This window comes from Methylocystis borbori (assembly GCF_036576025.1).
In the GTDB taxonomy this organism is placed as follows: Bacteria; Pseudomonadota; Alphaproteobacteria; order Rhizobiales; family Beijerinckiaceae; genus Methylocystis; species Methylocystis borbori.
Genome location: NZ_JAZHYN010000018.1, coordinates 29,856 through 46,120, shown reverse-complemented (window position 1 = coordinate 46,120; position 16,265 = coordinate 29,856). Strand labels below are relative to the sequence as shown.

The following is a 16,265-nucleotide window of genomic DNA, read 5'->3' as shown; positions in this document are numbered from 1 at the left end:
TCAGAAATATCCTTCCTGCTTCTTCTGCTCCATGGAGCTGGAGCCGTCGTAATCGATCAGCCGTCCCTGCCGCTCCGAGGACCGGCTGTCGCGCATCTCGGCGATGATCTCCTCGAGATTGGTCGCGTCGCTCTCGATGCCGCCCGTCAGCGGATAGCAGCCGAGCGTACGAAACCGCACCATCTTCTGTTCGATCTTTTCGCCGGGCAGAAGCTCCATGCGATTATCGTCGACCATGATGAGCGAGCCGTTGCGGCGCACGACGGGACGCTTTTTGGCGAAGTAGAGCGGAACGACGGGGATGCCTTCGCGCGCGACGTAATCCCATATGTCGGCCTCGGTCCAATTGGACATGGGGAAGACGCGCAGGCTCTCTCCCGGCGCCTTGCGCGTATTGTACAGGCGCCAGAATTCGGGCCGCTGATTCTTGGGGTCCCAGCGATGCTGTGCGGTGCGGAAGGACAGCACGCGCTCCTTGGCGCGCGACTTTTCCTCATCGCGGCGCGCGCCGCCGAAGGCCGCGTCGAACTGATATTTGTCGAGCGCCTGTTTGAGCGCCTCCGTCTTCATGATCTCCGTATGCAGCTTGGAGCCATGGACGAAGGGATTGATGTTCATCTCAATCCCCTTGGGATTGATATATTCGATCAGCTCGAGCCCTAGCTCCTTCATGCGGCGATCGCGAAATTCGATCATTTCGCGAAATTTCCAGGTCGTATTGACGTGCAGCAGCGGAAAGGGCGGCTTTGAGGGATAGAAAGCCTTCATGGCGACATGCAGCATCGCCGCCGAATCCTTGCCGATCGAATAGAGCATCACCGGCCGTTCGCACTCGGCGACGGTCTCCCGCAGGATGTGAATGCTTTCGGCTTCGAGGCGATCGAGATGGCCGAGCGAACGCGTGGCGAGAGCGCTCATTGGCGCGCCTCATGCGGCGGCGGCCCGCGACGCAAGACGCCGTCCTCGCCGACATGGAGGCCGCATTCCTTTTTATTGTCTTCTTCCCACCACCAGCGGCCCGCGCGTTCGCTTTCTCCCGGCAGCACGGCGCGCGTGCAGGGCGCGCAGCCGATGGAGAGAAAGCCTTTGGCGTGAAGATCGTTGATCGGCACGGAAAATTCCTCGACCGCGGCGACGACGGCGTCGCGGCTGTAGTCGGCCAGCGGGTTGAGCTTCAAGAGCTTGTGCGCGGCGTCGAAAGCGATGAGCGCGACATCGCCGCGCGCGTCGGACTGATCGGCGCGAAGCCCCGTCACCCAGGCCGAAACGCCCGCGAGCAGGCGCGAAAGCGGCTCAACCTTGCGCACATGGCAGCAGGCCTTGCGCGCCTCGATGGATTTATAAAAGCCGTTGATCCCCTGCTCTTCGATCAGCGCTTCGAGCGGCGCGGCCTGCGGATAGGCGGCGCGAATGCGCCGGGCGTAGCGCGCCTCCGTGCGCTCCCAAAGTTCGTAGGTTTCCGGAAAAAGCCTGCCCGTATCGATCGTCGCGACGTCGATGTCGAGACCCTGGGTGAAAATCGAATGCGCGATCAGCTGGTCCTCGATCCCGAAGCTCGTCGTGAACACGATGCGTCCGGGAATGAATTCCCGCACGAGCAGCAGGCGATGGTCGAGATCGAGCGGCGCGAGGCGCGGCTCCAGCGTTTCGACGAGCGACGGCTTCATGGGCGCAGCGCCTTTCGGCGCGCTTCGAGAACAGAGCTGCGCGCAGCGTAGCCGCGCTGATAGGCGCGCGAATAGGCCGCGAGCGCCGCGCGCCACTGGCTCTCGTCCTGCCGCTCCGCAAGATCGTCGGGAATTTCGACCGTATCGAAACCGCAACCGACAAGATGCGGATATTGATCGGCGACGAGGCGCCCGCTCGCCCGCAGTTCGCCGGCGAACCCCGCGCGTCTCAAGAGGCGCGCAAGCGAGAAGCCGCGTCCGTCGGCGAAAGCGGGAAAGGCGATGGAGACGAGGCCCAGCCGCGGCAAGGCGCTCATAAGCGCCGACGGCTCCGCCGTATTGGGAACGATCGCGCCCAGCGTCATCTCGGACGTTTGAATTTCGAGCGCATGGTCGAGCCGCGGCAGAGAGACGATGACCTTGCCGCTTTTCGGCAGCGCCTCTTCGTCGGCGAGCCGGCGCCAGGCGTCTTCCACGAAGCGGCCGTCAGATATCAGCGCCATCCTCGCCCTCCCGTCGCAAGGCGTCCTTGAAGCGCGCGTGGCCGACGCGCCGCCATGTATCGATGAATTGCTCGTTTTCCAGCCGCTCGGAAAGATAGAAATCGACGAGATGTTCGATCACGTCGGGCACCTGCTCCGCCGTCACGCCCGGCCCCAGCAATTCGCCGATCGACGCCGAGAAGGTCGGATCGCCGCCAAGCGTGATCTGATAGGATTCCTGGCCCTTCTTCTCAAGGCCGAGAATGCCGATCGCGCCAATGTGATGATGTCCGCAGGCGTTGATGCAGCCGGATATTTTGACGCCCAATTTGCCGATGCGGCGCTGGCGCGACATGTCGGAGAAGCGCTTCGAGATCGCCTGGGCGATCGGAATCGAGCGCGCCGTGGCGAGCGAGCAATAGTCGAGGCCTGGGCAGGAGATGATGTCCGAGATGAGCCCGGCGTTGGCGGTCGCGAGTCCCGCCGCGTCGAGCGCACGCCATAAAGCGAAGAGGTCGTCCTGCTTCACATGCGGCAGGATGACGTTCTGCTCATGGCTGATGCGCAATTCGCCGAAGCCGAAACGCTCGCTCAAATCGGCCAAGACGCGCATCTGATCGGAGGTCGCGTCGCCCGGAACCCCGCCGATGGGTTTGAGCGACACGGTGACGATGGCGTAGCCGTCGACCTTGTGCGGGCTGACGTTCACGTCGACGAAATTGGCGAAGGCGGGATATTCGAGCTTCGCCGCATCGAGGGCTGGCGATTTGGCGGGCAGCGCCTCATAGGGCGGCGGCGCGAAAAAGGCGGCGATGCGCGCGAATTCCTCGGGATCATGCGCGAAGACCGTGCGGTCGATCGCGGAGAATTCCGCTTCCACCTCGGCGCGGATTTCGTCGATCCCCTTCTCATGGACGAGGATTTTGATGCGCGCCTTATATTTATTGTCGCGGCGGCCGAAGCGGTTATAGACCCGCATCACCGCTTCGATATAGGCGAGGAGATCGGCGCGCGGCGCGAAATCTCGGACGACCTTGCCGACGAAAGGCGAACGGCCGAGCCCGCCGCCGACCACCACCTGATAGCCGATCTCTCCCGCTTCGTTCCTGACGATGCGCAGGCCGATGTCATGCACCATGATCGCGGCGCGATCGTGCTCGCCGCCCGTCACGGCGATCTTGAACTTGCGCGGCAGGAACGAAAATTCGGGATGCAGGCTCGACCACTGGCGCAGATATTCCGCCGTCGGGCGCGGATCTTCGATCTCGTCGCGCGCGACGCCGGCGAAATGATCCGCCGTGACGTTGCGGATGCAATTGCCCGACGTCTGAATGGCGTGCATCTCGACTTCGGCGAGCGCTTCGAGAATATCGGGCGTGTCGACGAGCTTCGGCCAGTTGTATTGCAGGTTCTGCCGCGTGGTGAAATGGCCGTAGCCCTTGTCCCATTTGTCGGCGATATCGGCGAGCCGGCGCATTTGCGGCGCGATCAGCGTGCCGTAGGGGATCGCCACGCGCAGCATATAGGCATGAAGCTGGAGATAGAGCCCGTTCATCAGGCGGAAGGGGCGGAACTCCTCCTCGGTCAGGGCGCCGGAAAGCCGTCGGCGCACCTGCTCGCGAAATTCCGCCACGCGCTCGCGCACGAAGGCCGCGTCGAATTCGTCGTAGCGATAGGTCGTCGTCGGCGCGTTGGGGCGACGCGTCGCCTGGGGATCGTGAGCGGTCATGACGCTCCTCCCGCCGCCTGTTTGCCAAGATCGAGCCGAACGCTCGGACCTTTCGCCCTTATCTTTTCGCGATAATGCAGAGGCGCCGGCGCGCCATCGGCGCCGATCTCCACATCCACGAGATAGGCGTCGACGACGCGGTTCGCCGCAATTTCGCTCTTGCCGAAGGCTTCGAGCGCAGCGGCTTCTTCCGGCGCGCGGGCGACGCGGGCGCAGCCAAGCGCGCGCGCCCAGCCCTCAAGGCCGAGAAAAACCGGTTCGCCGTCCGCCAGATTGGAGGCGACGAGGATTTGCGGATGCTTCAGGGCCGGCATTATGTCTCCTGCGCCAGCTTGAGCCTCAGTCCCGTCATGTCGTCCGACCAGATGATCTGGCAAGCGAGCCGCGAATTTTCGTAAAGGATCGGCAACTCATCGAGCTTTTCGATTTCATCCTCGGTCGGAGGCGGCACGCGCCGCGCCGATTCCGCGTCGAGGACGACGTGACATTCGGCGCAAGCAAGCGCCCCGCCACATGTGTTCGCCATGCCGATTCCATGATCGCGCAAAATCTCCATCAGTCGCCAGCCTTCGACGGCTTCGACTTCATGGATCGCGCCCGCGCGATCTTCCACCTGCAAAACGGCGGGCGTTTCGGCCGCCGGCGCCGCGGCCTGCGCGACGATGTCTTCGGAGTTGCTCATATCGTCGAGGGCAATGAACCCGCCCGACGACCCCGTCGCGGACGTTCTGTATTTCGAACGCATAAACCTCCAAACCGTACGCTTGTCAATTCACTTTAAAAATGACGGATAAGAAATTATTTAACTTGATTTAATTGTGTTTTACGCCGGTCACATTTGTCGCGACACAAATTCGCTCATGACAAGCAGCTTAAAACCATGTTTGGTAAGTTCTCATCCTCATTGCCGAGCCGCGTTAGCAATCGCCAATCCATAGGAGTACGTATGGTCAAAAAGTCCGTCCGAGCCTTGAGAGCCCCGCCCGCAAAGCGGGAAGCCGAGCCGCAACGAGAGGCGCGGCCAGCCCCCCCGCCGCCGCCAGCGCCCGCCGCCGCTCGGGCGCTGCCGACCGTCATCGTCGTCGGGGCCGACAAGGGCGGCGTCGGCAAAACGACGATCGCACGCGCCATTCTCGACTTTCTCGCGCTCAATAATATCCACGCCCGCGCCTTCGACACGGAGACGCCGCGCGGCACGCTGCATCGCTTTCATCCCGAGGAAACGGCCATCGTCGATCTGACGGAGCCCGCCGATCAGATGAAGATCATCGACACGCTGAACACCTCTCAGGCGAAGGTCAGCGTCATCGACGTGCGCGCCGGCGGCTTAAGCCCGGCTTTGGAGGCGCTCGACGAGATTGGCTTTTTCGACGCGGTCAAAAGCGGCGAATTCCGCTTCATCCTGCTCCATGTGATCGGCCCTTCGATCGCCTCGCTCGAGGAAATCGCCCAAATCGCGCCCTATGTCGCCGACGCCAATTATTTCATGGTGAAGAATCACGTCAACGAGACCACCTTCTTCGAATGGGACCCTCAGACCCATGCGAAATATTTCGAAGACGTGATCACCTCGGGCGAAATCACTATCCCGAAGCTCGGCGAACTCGCCTATGAGCAGGTGGAGCTCTCCGGGACGCCCTTCTCGACCTTCATCGCCAATCAGGATGCGGAAGGCAATCAGGCCGACCATTCCTTCGTGCTGCGCGGCTATGTGCGCACATGGCTGGCGCGCGTCGCCGACGAATTCGAGCGCGTCGGGCTTCTCGATCTCCTCTCCAGCGAAAAGAGACGGTAAAGCGGCAGTCGCGTCGCCTATGGTTTCCGCGAGGATCGCATGAGGCGCCGCACGCTCGTTTTCTTCGTTTGCTCGCCGCATTCGCGAACCGGCGTCACCACGGCGGCGCGCCTCCTCACCGATTATTATCTCTCCCGCCATGTCGAGGTCGCCGGCTTCGACGCCGCCGCGCGCGAACCCGCCTATGCGTTGTTCTTCCCCGACCGCGCCCATGTCGTCGACATTGGCGAGGCCAAAGGACAGGTTTCGCTCTTCGAGCGACTGCTCGTCGCGGACGAAACGCCCAAGATCGTCGATGTTTCGCATCATTCCTTCGAGCGGCTCTTCGCGAGGATCGCCGAGAGCGGCTTCTTCGAGGCGGCGCGGCGCATCGGAATCGAGCCGCTCGTCCTCTATCAGGCCGACGCCAGCGAGAGAGCTGCGAACAGCGCCGAGGCGCTCGCCGCGAGCTGGCCGGACATGGGCATGACAGTCATTCACAATCAGGGCGCCGCGCCGCTTGGACGCGACGCGCTCGCCATCCTCGCGGGCTATCCGGCGACAGGCAAATTTGTCATTCCGCGCCTCGATGCGCCGATTTCGGCCATACTCGACGATCTCGACCTGTCGCTATCGGGCTTTCTGAGGGAGCCGCCAGCCGACATGTCCATTGTCGTGCGCGCCGCGCTCAAGGCATGGATTTTGCCGATCTTCACCCAGTTTCAAAGCTTCGAACTGCGGCTCGATCTGCAGTCGAGCGACTGCCTTCGTTAGCAGGCCGCTACGAAAAAGTGGAATGCGGCTTTTCGCGTAAAGCGCGCTCTATACTTTAGGCAGCGATCGCGCCCTCAGGCGTGGCCCGAGCTTCCCGACAGGCGCGCGGGGTCGACGCCGATGGAGCGCAGCGCGCGGACGTATTTGGTGTCGAGATCGCGGTCGAACAGCAGCGCCGGATCGGCGGGACAGTTGAGCCAGCCGTTGCGCTGAATTTCCTCTTCGAGCTGGCCGGCGTCCCAGCCGGCGTAGCCCAGCGCGAGCAGCGCGCGATGCGGCCCCTCCCCAGAGGCGATGGCGCGCAGAATGTCGATTGTCGCGGTGAGCGACACGTCGTCGTCGATCGGCAAGGTGGAATTGTCGAGGAAGAAATCCGGCGAATGCAACACGAAGCCGCGATCGGTCTGCACCGGTCCGCCCGAGAGCACCTGAATGTCCTCGGCGCCGTGTGGCAGGCTGATGCGCTCCTCCGGCGCGATGACCTGCAATTGCACGAGGAGTTCGGGGAAATTGCGCACGCGCGCGGGCTGGTTGACCACAATCCCCATCGCGCCTTCCTCGGAATGGGCGCACATATAGATGACAGATCGCGCGAAGCGTTGATCGAGCATGCTCGGCATGGCGATGAGCATCTGACCGTCGAGGTAGCGCTTTTCCGCCTTGCGCGGCCCGCTGCCGACAGGTCTTCCCAAATCTTTTTTCTTGCTGATGGCGCGCATAAAATCATGCTACGCCGGCCGCCGCGCTAGGACAAGCGGCTCAACTGTCACAACTGATTGCCTCGACTGTATAAGTCGAGGCGGTAGGAAGCCCATGACGCGCCTGACATTCCTTCTCCCGGCTCTGCTCGTGGCGCTGACGCCGGCCTCTCACGCCGGCGACGCGCCTTTCGCCTCGGCCGCCGCCAAGGGCGCGCTTTCAAGCGCGCGGCTGCTGTCGGCCGGTCCGCCGCAGGCGGGCGTCTATCGCGCCGGCGTCGAGATCGATCTCGACGCTGGCGCCATCACCTATTGGCGCCAGCCCGGCGAGTCGGGCGCCCCGCCAGTTTTCGATTTCTCCCATTCGGTCAATGTCGCGAAGGTGGAGCCCTTCTTTCCGGCGCCCAAACATATCGACGAAGCGGGAACGACCGTCGCCGGCTATGATTCGCGGGTGATCTTCCCCCTGAAGGTCACGCCGCGCGATCCCGGCGCGCCGGTGAAACTCAACCTCGCGCTCGACTACGCCGCTTGCAGCAAAATCTGCCTGCCCGGCCGGGCCGATCTGTCGCTGGATCTGCCGCGCGAAGGGTCTTCGCCCCATGCGGCCGACATCGCCGAAGCCGAGCGGCTCGTGCCCAAAAAACTGACGGCGGGGGAGGCGAAAAAGCGCCTCACGCTCAAACGGGCGGAAGGCGACGCCGCTTGGCGGCTCGTCTATCTTGGCCCCGGCAAGGCGCTGGATTTATTTCCCGAGGCGCCGGAGCCCTTGTTTCTCGACAGCAAAAAGGTCGGCGACGGATTCGAGCTGACGCTCTTTGCGACCGGCGAAAAGCCCAAGGCCGCCGACGCCACGCTCACCATCGTCACCGATCAGGAAGCCTTCGAGGCCCCGGCGCGGCTGGAATGAGTCACTCCGCCTCGACGTCCACCGCCGCCGCCGTCTCATGATCGAGCTTGGGCGTGCGCTTGAAAGTGGATTTGCGCCCGCGCAGCGTCTGCAAAATCTTCGCGCCATTGGCGAAGGCGAGATAGATCATCAGCGGCGGGATCGAGGCGACCGTCTTGGCGTAATCGATGAGCGTCCCGCGTTTCAGCGCGAGATAGGGCGGCAAGGTGAAGCCGAGCGCCACCAGCGCCGTCAGGATCGCAATGAGCTTGAGCACGCAAAGATAAGGCGCGAGCGATCCATGCAGGATCGCGCCGAGGGTGAAAGCGATCAGTCCGATGGCGACGATGGGGAAGAAAATCTGATGCACGATCAGAAAGATCGCCATCAGCCGGCTCGTCAGGCTCCAGGGCGAGCGCCAGATCGGCAGAATGGTCTTTTGCGCGACCTGGACGAAACCATTGGACCAGCGCCGCTGCTGGCGGCGGAAGTCGCGGATGCCTTCCGGCACCTGGCCGGGGATCGCAGGCTCGGCGATGAAGAGCCCATGCCAGCCGCGAAGCGCCGCGCGCACGGTGAGATCGAGGTCTTCGCAGAGCGAATAATCCGACCAGCCGCCTGAATCCTCGATCGTCGCGCGCCGCCATATGCCGCCGGTGCCGTTGAACTGGAAGAGCCAGCCGGCGTGGGCGCGGCTTCGCTGCTCGACGAGGTAATGGCCGTCCTGCACGAGGCCCTGGGCGCGCGTGAGCCAGTTCTTTTCGTAATTTTGAAATTCGCAGCGCGACTGCACGAAGCCGACGCGATCGTCGGTGAGAAACAGCGGCACGGCGCATTTCAGCCAGTTCGTCGGCGGCCGAAAATCGGCGTCGAGCATGGCGATGAAGGGCTCGTCGGTCAGCGTCAGCCCATGCGCGCAGGCGCCGGCCTTGAAGCCCGAGCGGTCGGCGCGGCGCACATGGTCGATCACCGCCCCGCCCGCCCGCAACTCCGCCGCGACGACGTCGGCGCGCGCGCTGGTTTCGTCGGTCGAATCGTCGAGAAGCTGAATGCGCAGCTTCTCCTTCGGCCAGTCGAGCTGCGCCACGCAGCGCAGCGACTGTTCGGTGACGAGCGGCTCGTTGAAGACGGGGATCTGCAACAGCACGCATGGCAGCGCCGCGTCCTGCGGAGCGCGCGCTTCGGGATCGCGAATCCCGCGCAACTGATCGTAGAAGAAGCGGCCGATAACGACCAGGAAGCCGACGCCGAGCGCGACCAAGATCAGGGCGCAAGAGAAAGCGACGACGTCAATGAGGAATCCGAAAAGCCCCAGCACTAGACGGCTTATCCTTCTTCATGCGGAACCGGCGCGGGCTTGGCGCCGGCGCTGGCGTTCACGCTATCCCTCGCCCAGATGACCCGATCGGTGGTCCAGGCGTTCAACCAGACCGCAATCATCAGCGCCTCGCGGACGACAAAGACCACGGGCGCAACCCAGGATAACTGCCATCCTTTTGCCATGGAAAGCAACGTCTCCAAGACAAACCACAGAATAAACGTCGCTCCCGCCGCCGCGAGCGGCGCAAGCCCGGCGAGCGGCGCGGCGACGATAGCCGCCATAACCGCTGGAATCGCCTGGCATATCGGCTCCAGCAGGAAGGAGAGAAGCTCGTCGTTGCGGCGCACGACGCTCCACCGCAATTGTCGTTGATAAACATCACGGAAGGCGCGCTTTCCCAATTCCTGCCGAACAAGGCGATGCGAGAAGACCGGCCGCTTGCCGATGCGCCGCATCGCCTTGGCGAGCGCATTGTCCTCGCCCACCGTATGGGAAATCGCGTCAAACCCTCCGGCGCGCAGGAAATCCGAGCGGCGGAAAAGCATGATCTTGCCGACGCCATGCCCCTGTCCCAGCGCAGAGGCGAGAAACAGCATGCGCGCATGCGGCCCGTTGATAATCGCCGCCTCCACCTGGGCGGCGAAATTCTCGAGCCTGGCGCAATAGGGAATGGCGCAAACGAGGCCGACCGAATCAGTCAATTGCCGGACATGCTCGGCGAGCGCGTCGGCTTCGAGCAGCACATTGGCGTCCTTCATGAAGATCGTGTCGTGCGTCGCCTGCATGAAAGGCGCGTAAAGATTGTCGACCTTGGGACTAACGGCGAATCGCGCGGTCGAACGCAGGATGCGCGACGGCGCATTCGCATGGCGCGCGAGAAGGGCGCGCATCGCGGCGAGCGCAGGCGAATCGGGTTCGACGGCCGCGACGGTCACGTCGTAAACCGGATATTGCTGCGTCAGCGCCGATTCCTGCGTGCGCTCGAACCCTTCTTCGAGCAGCTTCACCGGCAGAACGAGAGAAATGGGCGGCTTGTCGCGCCGCGTCGCTCGGCGCGCGGCGAGCCAGGGCTGCGCGATCGTCGCGGCGACCGAGACGACGAGCAACGCGACGGCGACGATCCAGTAGAAGCCCGCGGCCCAGGCGAAAACGGCCATGGCCGTCACGATTCGCCGCGCTCCGCCGTCTCCGGCACTTCGACATGGAAGCGGCGCATGACGCCGTCGACGAGACCGGGCGGCAAGAGCGAGAAGAAGCGCATCGCGTAATACATGGAGCGCGGAAAGGCGATCACGGGGCGACGGCGCGCGAGGCCGCGCTTGATGATCTGCGCGGCTTGCTCGTCGGAGATCGCGCCGGGCTGCCAGGATTTGGTGCGCGCCGACATGGGCGTCTTGACGAAGCCCGGCACGATGAGGCTGACCGAGACGCCATGCGGCGCGAGGCGCCCGCGCAGCGAATCGGCCCACATATGAGTCGCGGCCTTGGCGGCGCAATAAGACGGCGAATAAGGCAGGCTGCGCACGCCCGCCATTGAGCCGACGATGGCGATCGCCCCGCTCTTTCGCTCGCACATCTGCGTGAGGATCGGCTCCACCGTATTGAAGACGCCGCCGACATTGATCGCGAGCATGGCGCGCACCGCCTCGGGCGTCTCCATAATCTGCCCCGGCGCGAGCCCGGTGGCGACGCCGGCGTTGGCGACGAGAATGTCGATCGGGCGCTTGTCATGCGCGTCCCGAACGAGGCGCGCCATCGCCTCGCGATCTCTCACATCCGCGACGTAAGTCTCCGCGCCCCCGGCGCCGGCGGCGAGAGCGGCCTTCGCTGTCTCCTCGAGGCGCGCGCGGTCGCGCCCGAGCAGGACGAGGCTCGCGCCCTCCCGCGCATAGGCGATGGCGAGCGCCCGGCCGATGCCGCTCGACGCGCCGGTGATGAGGAGGCGCGGCGTCATAGGCGCGCGCCCGCCCTCTCCCATGGGGAGAGGATCGGTCCTAAGGTTTCGAGAGACCTCATAGGCGTCGCTCCGCAGGGCGCAGCGTCGCTTCGCCGATGACGCCCGGCGCGCGCGCCGCCCCATGGGCGAAGAGGCGCACGAAAATCTCCTGCTCCGAGGCGCGCAGCACCCGGCCCGAGAGCGTGACGGTCTCGCCGCGCAGGATCGGTTGCACGAATTTGCCCCCAAGCGCGGCGATGACGAGGTCGTCGCGCCACGCCTTCAGCATCGGCTCGAAAGCGGCGAGAAGCTTCATGCCATGCACCGGCGGCGCGGCGAGGCCGATCGCCGCCGCCACCGCATCGTCGAGATGGAGCGGATTGTCGTCGCCGGAAACTTCGGCGTAGCGCGCGAGCGCCCCCGCGTCGAAGGGGCCGATGACCCTCTCCGGCAGTCTGTCGCCGACATTGATCGGCGCGCTCATGATCCGCTCCCGAAGCCCGCGCGCGGCACGAGCCGCAGCATGGTTTCGATCCTTCCGCAGGGCGCGCCGGAAGGCGTCGCGATCGAGGCCGCAAGAGTCAGCCGTGGCGGCTTCTCCTCGCGATTCAGCGTGACGCTCAAATCATAGCTCTCGCCGGCGACGAGCGGCGACTCATAGGCGAAACTCTGCGATTCATGCACCGGCACAACGTCGAGAGAGGCGCAAAGCTCGCGCACCTTGGCGAAAAGCTCGGGCTCGGCGAGCCAAACCGCGGGATAGGCGAGCGGCACGCTCGCCTCATCGGCGCCGATCTCTCTTGCGTAGGCCGCCGCCCGCGCGGGATCGACGCGCAGCCTGAAGGGCCCGAGCGCGATCGGCGCCTCAAGCGACGTCTCAACCGGCATGGCGCACGACCAGTACGGCGTTGATTCCGCCGAAGGCGAAGGAATTCGACATGGCGGCGTCGATCTTATGCTTGCGCGCGACATTGGGAACGACGTCGAGCGGACAGCGCGGGTCCGCCTCGAGGAAATTGATCGTCGGCGGCGCGATCTGCTCGCGTAGCGCCTGGATCGTGATGACAAGCTCGAGGCCGCCGCTCGCGCCGAGCGCATGGCCGTGAATGGGCTTCGTCGACGAGACCGGAACGACCTTCCCATACTCGCCGAAGATGCGCAGGATCGCTTCGGCCTCGGTGATGTCATTGGCGTGCGTCGCGGTGCCGTGGGCGTTGATATAATCGATATCGCCGGGCTCGAGCCCCGCATCCTCCAGCGCAAGCCTGATGGCGTTCGACGCGCCTTCGAGGTCGGGCCGCACGGGATCCTTGGCGTCGCTCGTCGTGCCATAGCCCGCGAGTTCGCAGAGAGGTTCGTGTCCTCTGGCGCGGGCGGACTCTTCCGTCTCGAGAATGAAGACCGCCGCGCCCTCGCCGAGCGACATGCCGTTGCGGCCCTTGGAGAAGGGGCGGCAAAGGTTGGGCGTCATCACGCGCAGACCCTCCCAGGCGCGGATCGTGGCGTTGATGACGCAGGCCTCGGCGCCCCCGACGATGGCCTTGTCCACGAGCCCCTGCCGGATCATCTGCATGCCGAGCCCCAGCGACTGGCTCGCCGAGGAGCAGGCGCTGCCGATGGCGAAAGTGGGTCCGAGCGCCGAAAAGCGCATGCCGAGCGTCGTCGGCGCCGCGCTCGGAATGAGCTTCGGGACGCTTAAAGTTTCGGGGCGCTGCTTCTCGACATAATAGCGATAGATGCCGTCCTCGATCGTCGTCATCCCGCCGATGCCGGAGCCGATGATGACGGCGGTTCTCGGCCCTGAAATATCCTTGCGCTTGAAGCCCGCCTGCGCCATCGCCTCGTCGGCGGCGACCACGCAGAACTGGGTGAAAGGATCGCAAAAGGGCAGGACTTCCGGCTCGATATGGTCGGCTGGATTGAAATCGGGCACCTGCGCCGCGATTTTGATGCGCCCGTCATAGGGTCGCTGAGTTTTGAGCGCGCGGATCTGCGCGACGCCGTCGCGCGCAGCCTCCCAGAGCTTTTGCGCGCCGACGCCCGAGGCGCAGACGGCGCCCATGCCGGAGATAACGACGCGACGCTCTCCGGCGCGCCCCCGCGATGCCGCCATTTACTGCTTCTCGCGCTCTTTCTGAATGTGGTCGGCGATGGCGTCGATAAGGCTTTTGACGTCCTTGGCCTCCTGAAGCGAGCCATCCATCGGAATATAGACGTTGAACTTCTCCTCGAGCGCCGTGAGGATCATCACAATGTCCACGGATTTGAGGTCGAGGCTTTCGATGCTGGCGTCGGGCGTGATCTTGCTGCGGTCGACCATGCCTTCGGCCGCGATCACCTCGATGATCTCCTCGACGAGCTGGCTCTTGTCCTGCGGATTATCTGTCACGAATCCCTCCGTTCGGGGTCTTTCCGGCCGCCCGAAAGGCGGCGATCGCGTGAGGCGTTGATAAGGGAAGGCGGCCCGCCGACGCGCCCAAATGCGGCCGGGACGCGAGGCGCCGTCGCCCAAAGCGGCGCGCGCCCATCGTTAATTCCGCCGCGCCGCGTCCCTTTCTCCCGCCCGTCGGCGCGGCGCCTCTGGTTAAGGGGTTTAGCGGCGAAAATAAAGCCCGCCCCGCCTGCGGCGGTTTTGCGGTGGCCCCCCGTAGCGCTTCGTGCGAAAAGGCCGCGCGAACAATGGAGGGTTTTGAACGAAATGACAGGCCAAGAGACGGCGCTCGCTGGGGTTTTTCCACAGCCGACGGAGGAACAGTGGCAAAAGCTCGTCGAGCGCGCGCTGAAGGGCGCGTCCTCCGCCACGCTCGTCTCCAAGACCTATGACGGCCTCGCGCTCCAGCCGCTCTATGGCCGCGCCGCCCTCCCCGGCCCCCGCGCCCTGCGCAAGAGGCCGGGCCGCTGGGCGATCCTCGCCCGTCTCGACGGCGCCGACCCCGAGGCCGCCAACCGCTTGGCGTTACAGGACCTTGAAGGGGGAGCCGACGGGCTGCATCTCGTCTTCGCCGGGTCGACGGGCGCTTATGGCGGGGGCCTCCCCGACGACGGCGCGGAGACGATCTCCCATGCGCTCGCCCATGTGCGGTTCGACTACGGGGTTCCGGTCACGCTCGACTATTCGCCGCGGGCGCCCGGCGCCGCGCTCTCGCTGATGCGCTTCATCGACGCCCAGCATATCGACCCCTCCATCACCCGCGTCTCGCTGGGATACGACCCGCTCGGCGCGCAGGCGCGCCATGGGTTCGCGCCCGCGCCCTGGGACGAGACGGCCAAGAGCTTCGCGCAAAGCGTCAAAAGCGCCGCAGGGGCCGGTTTCGCCTACGCCACCGCCGTCGCCGACGCTCGAAGCGTCCATGCGGCGGGAGGCGCCGAGGCGCAGGAGCTCGCCTTCGCGCTCTCGGCGGCGCTCGCCTATCTGCGCGGATTGACGGACGGCGGCCTCGACATCGAGGCGGCGCGGGCGCTCATCGCCTTCCGCTTCGCGGCCGACGCCGACGAATTCCTGAGCGTCGCCAAGTTCCGCGCGGCGCGCCGGCTCTGGGCGCGCGTCGAGGAAGCTTGCGGCCTTGCGCCCAGGACGACGCTGCTTTTCGCCGAAACGGCGTGGCGGATGATGTCGCGCCGCGATCCCTGGAACAATATTCTGCGCGGCACGCTGGCCGCTTTCTCCGCCGCCATCGGCGGCGCCGACGTCGTAAGCGTACTGCCCTTCACGCAGGCGCTGGGCGCGCCCGACGAATTCGCGCGCCGTCTCGCCCGGGACACCCAACTCGTCCTGCAGGACGAATCCCATATCGACGCCGTCGACGATCCCACGAACGGGGCCGGCGGCTTCGAGGCGCTGACCGAGGCGCTGTGCGAGCGCGCCTGGGCCGGCTTTCAGCAGATCGAGGCCGAGGGCGGCCTTCCCAAATCGCTGGAGACCGGCGCTTTTCAGGCCCGCGTCGCCGAGGCGGCCGCCTTGCGCGCGAAAAACGTCGCGCGGGCGAAGGACAAGATCATCGGCGCCAATCAGTTCCCCGACATTCACGAAATCGCGCTGTCGGTCCTTGCCCCGTATAACCCCGCGCTCGACGCGGCGCCGGCGCCCGCCGGCGCGCTCCAAAGCCAGCCGCTCGCGCCGCATCGCCTCGCGGCGCCCTTCGAGCGGCTGCGCGACGATTCCGACGCGCATCTTGCCGCGACGGGGCGCCGGCCTAAAATTTTCCTCGCCAATCTCGGTTCGGTCGCCGCCTTTACGGCGCGCGCCAATTTCGCCAAGAATTTCTTCGAGGCGGGGGGCGTCGAAGCGGTATTCGGACCGGAGACGGAGTCGACAAGCGAGATCGTGGCGGCCTATCGCAACTGTGGCGCGAAAGTCGCTTGCCTCTGCTCGTCGGACCGGATTTATGGAGACGCTGCGGAAGCGGCGGCGCTTGCCCTAAAAGGGGCCGGCGCGCTTCTCTATCTCGCCGGGCGGCCCGGCGAACTCGAAGAGCGTTTGCGTCACGCCGGCGTGGCCGAATTCATTTACGCGGGCTGCGACATGCAGGAGGTTCTGCAACGGGCGCTGATGGGGGCCAAATGAAGCAACTTTTGTTGATGCTCGCGATATGCGTCGCCGCGGGCGGCGCGAACGCCAAACAGCCATCCAAGACCAAGCCGAAGCCTGGGAGCGAACAAGCGGCGTCCATGCCGGGCGATCCCAATGGCTCCTGGACCGTCGAGGCGACGACGACCGTCGGCGAATGCCCGACGCTCATCCCTCCCTCCCTGGAGATCGCCGACAACAGGATCGCCCCGACGCAGGGAGCGCAGCTCTCGTCCTGGGGCTATGTCGACCAGGAGGGCTCGATCGTCGCGCGCTTCACCGGCTCCGGCGAGCGCGTCGTCCGCTTGCACGGAACGATGCGGGGCGGCCAGGCGTCGGGAGCCTGGTCTTCGTCCACCGACATGTGCGGCGGCGTCTGGCGCGCTTCGCGCAGCCGCGAGGCGGCGGTCCAATAGAGCGCGTTCACG

General features: G+C 65.1%; 19 protein-coding genes. 5 read left to right on the top strand and 14 right to left on the bottom strand.

The window, feature by feature from the left end:
- From cysD to V3H18_RS08040, 6 genes are read right to left on the bottom strand one after another with little or no spacing between them, the layout of a single operon-like run.
- A complete protein-coding gene (gene cysD / locus V3H18_RS08065; protein WP_332081499.1) occupies nt 1-918 on the bottom strand; it encodes a sulfate adenylyltransferase subunit CysD in 918 nt (305 codons plus the stop codon).
- Nucleotides 915-1,667 carry a phosphoadenylyl-sulfate reductase gene (locus V3H18_RS08060; protein WP_332081498.1) on the bottom strand — a complete coding sequence of 251 codons (753 nt, stop codon included), beginning with the start codon at nt 1,665-1,667 and terminating at the stop codon, nt 915-917. Before V3H18_RS08060 ends, cysD begins: the two co-directional genes overlap by 4 nt.
- Complete coding sequence (locus V3H18_RS08055; RefSeq protein ID WP_332081497.1) at nt 1,664-2,170, bottom strand: DUF934 domain-containing protein; 507 nt, start codon at nt 2,168-2,170, stop codon at nt 1,664-1,666. The genes V3H18_RS08060 and V3H18_RS08055 overlap by 4 nt, the downstream gene beginning before the upstream one ends.
- Entirely contained in the window at nt 2,154-3,878 is a 1,725-nt protein-coding gene (locus V3H18_RS08050) for a nitrite/sulfite reductase (RefSeq protein WP_332081496.1), read from the bottom strand. Before V3H18_RS08050 ends, V3H18_RS08055 begins: the two co-directional genes overlap by 17 nt.
- Nucleotides 3,875-4,192 carry a DUF2849 domain-containing protein gene (locus V3H18_RS08045; RefSeq protein ID WP_332081495.1) on the bottom strand — a complete coding sequence of 106 codons (318 nt, stop codon included), beginning with the start codon at nt 4,190-4,192 and terminating at the stop codon, nt 3,875-3,877. The genes V3H18_RS08050 and V3H18_RS08045 overlap by 4 nt, the downstream gene beginning before the upstream one ends.
- Entirely contained in the window at nt 4,192-4,560 is a 369-nt protein-coding gene (locus V3H18_RS08040) for a 2Fe-2S iron-sulfur cluster-binding protein (RefSeq protein ID WP_332081494.1), read from the bottom strand. The genes V3H18_RS08045 and V3H18_RS08040 overlap by 1 nt, the downstream gene beginning before the upstream one ends.
- 264 nt (nt 4,561-4,824) lie before the next feature.
- On the opposite strand from V3H18_RS08040, the gene V3H18_RS08035 reads away from it, so the two are divergent.
- Both V3H18_RS08035 and V3H18_RS08030 read left to right on the top strand, forming a co-directional pair.
- Nucleotides 4,825-5,673, top strand: a complete 849-nt coding sequence (locus tag V3H18_RS08035) for a P-loop NTPase family protein (protein ID WP_332081493.1) — start codon at nt 4,825-4,827, stop codon at nt 5,671-5,673.
- A 39-nt stretch (nt 5,674-5,712) separates the two neighbouring features.
- Complete coding sequence (locus V3H18_RS08030) at nt 5,713-6,426, top strand: hypothetical protein (RefSeq protein WP_332081492.1); 714 nt, start codon at nt 5,713-5,715, stop codon at nt 6,424-6,426.
- A gap of 74 nt (nt 6,427-6,500) precedes the next feature.
- Here V3H18_RS08030 and V3H18_RS08025 read toward each other — a convergent pair whose 3' ends face one another.
- Nucleotides 6,501-7,145 (bottom strand): YqgE/AlgH family protein, encoded by a 645-nt coding sequence (locus tag V3H18_RS08025; protein ID WP_332081490.1) that lies wholly within the window; start codon nt 7,143-7,145, stop codon nt 6,501-6,503.
- A 94-nt stretch (nt 7,146-7,239) separates the two neighbouring features.
- Here V3H18_RS08025 and V3H18_RS08020 point away from each other — a divergent pair, with 94 nt between their 5' ends.
- Nucleotides 7,240-8,034, top strand: coding sequence for a protein-disulfide reductase DsbD domain-containing protein (locus tag V3H18_RS08020; protein ID WP_332081489.1), 795 nt, complete (start codon nt 7,240-7,242; stop codon nt 8,032-8,034).
- 1 nt (nt 8,035) lies between these two features.
- On the opposite strand, the gene V3H18_RS08015 is transcribed toward V3H18_RS08020, so the two are convergent.
- From V3H18_RS08015 to V3H18_RS07985, 7 genes are read right to left on the bottom strand one after another with little or no spacing between them, the layout of a single operon-like run.
- Nucleotides 8,036-9,331, bottom strand: a complete 1,296-nt coding sequence (locus V3H18_RS08015; RefSeq protein WP_332081488.1) for a glycosyltransferase family 2 protein — start codon at nt 9,329-9,331, stop codon at nt 8,036-8,038.
- Between the two features lie 8 nt (nt 9,332-9,339).
- Complete coding sequence (locus V3H18_RS08010) at nt 9,340-10,491, bottom strand: glycosyltransferase (RefSeq protein ID WP_332081514.1); 1,152 nt, start codon at nt 10,489-10,491, stop codon at nt 9,340-9,342.
- A gap of 5 nt (nt 10,492-10,496) precedes the next feature.
- Nucleotides 10,497-11,288: an SDR family NAD(P)-dependent oxidoreductase gene (locus V3H18_RS08005; protein WP_332081487.1), complete on the bottom strand. Its 792-nt coding sequence runs from the start codon at nt 11,286-11,288 to the stop codon at nt 10,497-10,499.
- Nucleotides 11,289-11,346: 58 nt separating this feature from the next.
- Nucleotides 11,347-11,754 (bottom strand): MaoC family dehydratase, encoded by a 408-nt coding sequence (locus V3H18_RS08000; RefSeq protein WP_332081485.1) that lies wholly within the window; start codon nt 11,752-11,754, stop codon nt 11,347-11,349.
- The gene (locus tag V3H18_RS07995; protein WP_332081484.1) at nt 11,751-12,158 is read right to left on the bottom strand and encodes a hypothetical protein; all 408 of its coding nucleotides are present in this window, start codon (nt 12,156-12,158) and stop codon (nt 11,751-11,753) included. Before V3H18_RS07995 ends, V3H18_RS08000 begins: the two co-directional genes overlap by 4 nt.
- Nucleotides 12,148-13,383: a beta-ketoacyl-[acyl-carrier-protein] synthase family protein gene (locus V3H18_RS07990; protein ID WP_332081483.1), complete on the bottom strand. Its 1,236-nt coding sequence runs from the start codon at nt 13,381-13,383 to the stop codon at nt 12,148-12,150. The genes V3H18_RS07995 and V3H18_RS07990 overlap by 11 nt, the downstream gene beginning before the upstream one ends.
- Nucleotides 13,384-13,659 carry an acyl carrier protein gene (locus V3H18_RS07985; protein ID WP_332081481.1) on the bottom strand — a complete coding sequence of 92 codons (276 nt, stop codon included), beginning with the start codon at nt 13,657-13,659 and terminating at the stop codon, nt 13,384-13,386.
- 309 nt (nt 13,660-13,968) lie between these two features.
- On the opposite strand from V3H18_RS07985, the gene V3H18_RS07980 reads away from it, so the two are divergent.
- On the top strand, nt 13,969-15,834 hold the full coding sequence (locus tag V3H18_RS07980; RefSeq protein WP_332081480.1) for a methylmalonyl-CoA mutase family protein: 1,866 nt from the start codon (nt 13,969-13,971) through the stop codon (nt 15,832-15,834).
- Nucleotides 15,831-16,253, top strand: a complete 423-nt coding sequence (locus tag V3H18_RS07975) for a hypothetical protein (protein ID WP_332081479.1) — start codon at nt 15,831-15,833, stop codon at nt 16,251-16,253. Before V3H18_RS07980 ends, V3H18_RS07975 begins: the two co-directional genes overlap by 4 nt.
- Nucleotides 16,254-16,265: the final 12 nt, after the last annotated feature.

What these genes read in the sequence shown, in the direction of transcription:
- cysD (WP_332081499.1), bottom strand. Translation starts at nt 918, where the DNA reads ATGAGCGCTCTCGCCACGCGTTCGCTCGGCCATCTCGATCGCCTCGAA.
- V3H18_RS08060 (WP_332081498.1), bottom strand. Translation starts at nt 1,667, where the DNA reads ATGAAGCCGTCGCTCGTCGAAACGCTGGAGCCGCGCCTCGCGCCGCTC.
- V3H18_RS08055 (WP_332081497.1), bottom strand. Translation starts at nt 2,170, where the DNA reads ATGGCGCTGATATCTGACGGCCGCTTCGTGGAAGACGCCTGGCGCCGG.
- V3H18_RS08050 (WP_332081496.1), bottom strand. Translation starts at nt 3,878, where the DNA reads ATGACCGCTCACGATCCCCAGGCGACGCGTCGCCCCAACGCGCCGACG.
- V3H18_RS08045 (WP_332081495.1), bottom strand. Translation starts at nt 4,192, where the DNA reads ATGCCGGCCCTGAAGCATCCGCAAATCCTCGTCGCCTCCAATCTGGCG.
- V3H18_RS08040 (WP_332081494.1), bottom strand. Translation starts at nt 4,560, where the DNA reads ATGAGCAACTCCGAAGACATCGTCGCGCAGGCCGCGGCGCCGGCGGCC.
- V3H18_RS08035 (WP_332081493.1), top strand. Translation starts at nt 4,825, where the DNA reads ATGGTCAAAAAGTCCGTCCGAGCCTTGAGAGCCCCGCCCGCAAAGCGG.
- V3H18_RS08030 (WP_332081492.1), top strand. Translation starts at nt 5,713, where the DNA reads ATGAGGCGCCGCACGCTCGTTTTCTTCGTTTGCTCGCCGCATTCGCGA.
- V3H18_RS08025 (WP_332081490.1), bottom strand. Translation starts at nt 7,145, where the DNA reads ATGCGCGCCATCAGCAAGAAAAAAGATTTGGGAAGACCTGTCGGCAGC.
- V3H18_RS08020 (WP_332081489.1), top strand. Translation starts at nt 7,240, where the DNA reads ATGACGCGCCTGACATTCCTTCTCCCGGCTCTGCTCGTGGCGCTGACG.
- V3H18_RS08010 (WP_332081514.1), bottom strand. Translation starts at nt 10,491, where the DNA reads ATGGCCGTTTTCGCCTGGGCCGCGGGCTTCTACTGGATCGTCGCCGTC.
- V3H18_RS08005 (WP_332081487.1), bottom strand. Translation starts at nt 11,288, where the DNA reads ATGACGCCGCGCCTCCTCATCACCGGCGCGTCGAGCGGCATCGGCCGG.
- V3H18_RS08000 (WP_332081485.1), bottom strand. Translation starts at nt 11,754, where the DNA reads ATGAGCGCGCCGATCAATGTCGGCGACAGACTGCCGGAGAGGGTCATC.
- V3H18_RS07995 (WP_332081484.1), bottom strand. Translation starts at nt 12,158, where the DNA reads ATGCCGGTTGAGACGTCGCTTGAGGCGCCGATCGCGCTCGGGCCCTTC.
- V3H18_RS07990 (WP_332081483.1), bottom strand. Translation starts at nt 13,383, where the DNA reads ATGGCGGCATCGCGGGGGCGCGCCGGAGAGCGTCGCGTCGTTATCTCC.
- V3H18_RS07980 (WP_332081480.1), top strand. Translation starts at nt 13,969, where the DNA reads ATGACAGGCCAAGAGACGGCGCTCGCTGGGGTTTTTCCACAGCCGACG.
- V3H18_RS07975 (WP_332081479.1), top strand. Translation starts at nt 15,831, where the DNA reads ATGAAGCAACTTTTGTTGATGCTCGCGATATGCGTCGCCGCGGGCGGC.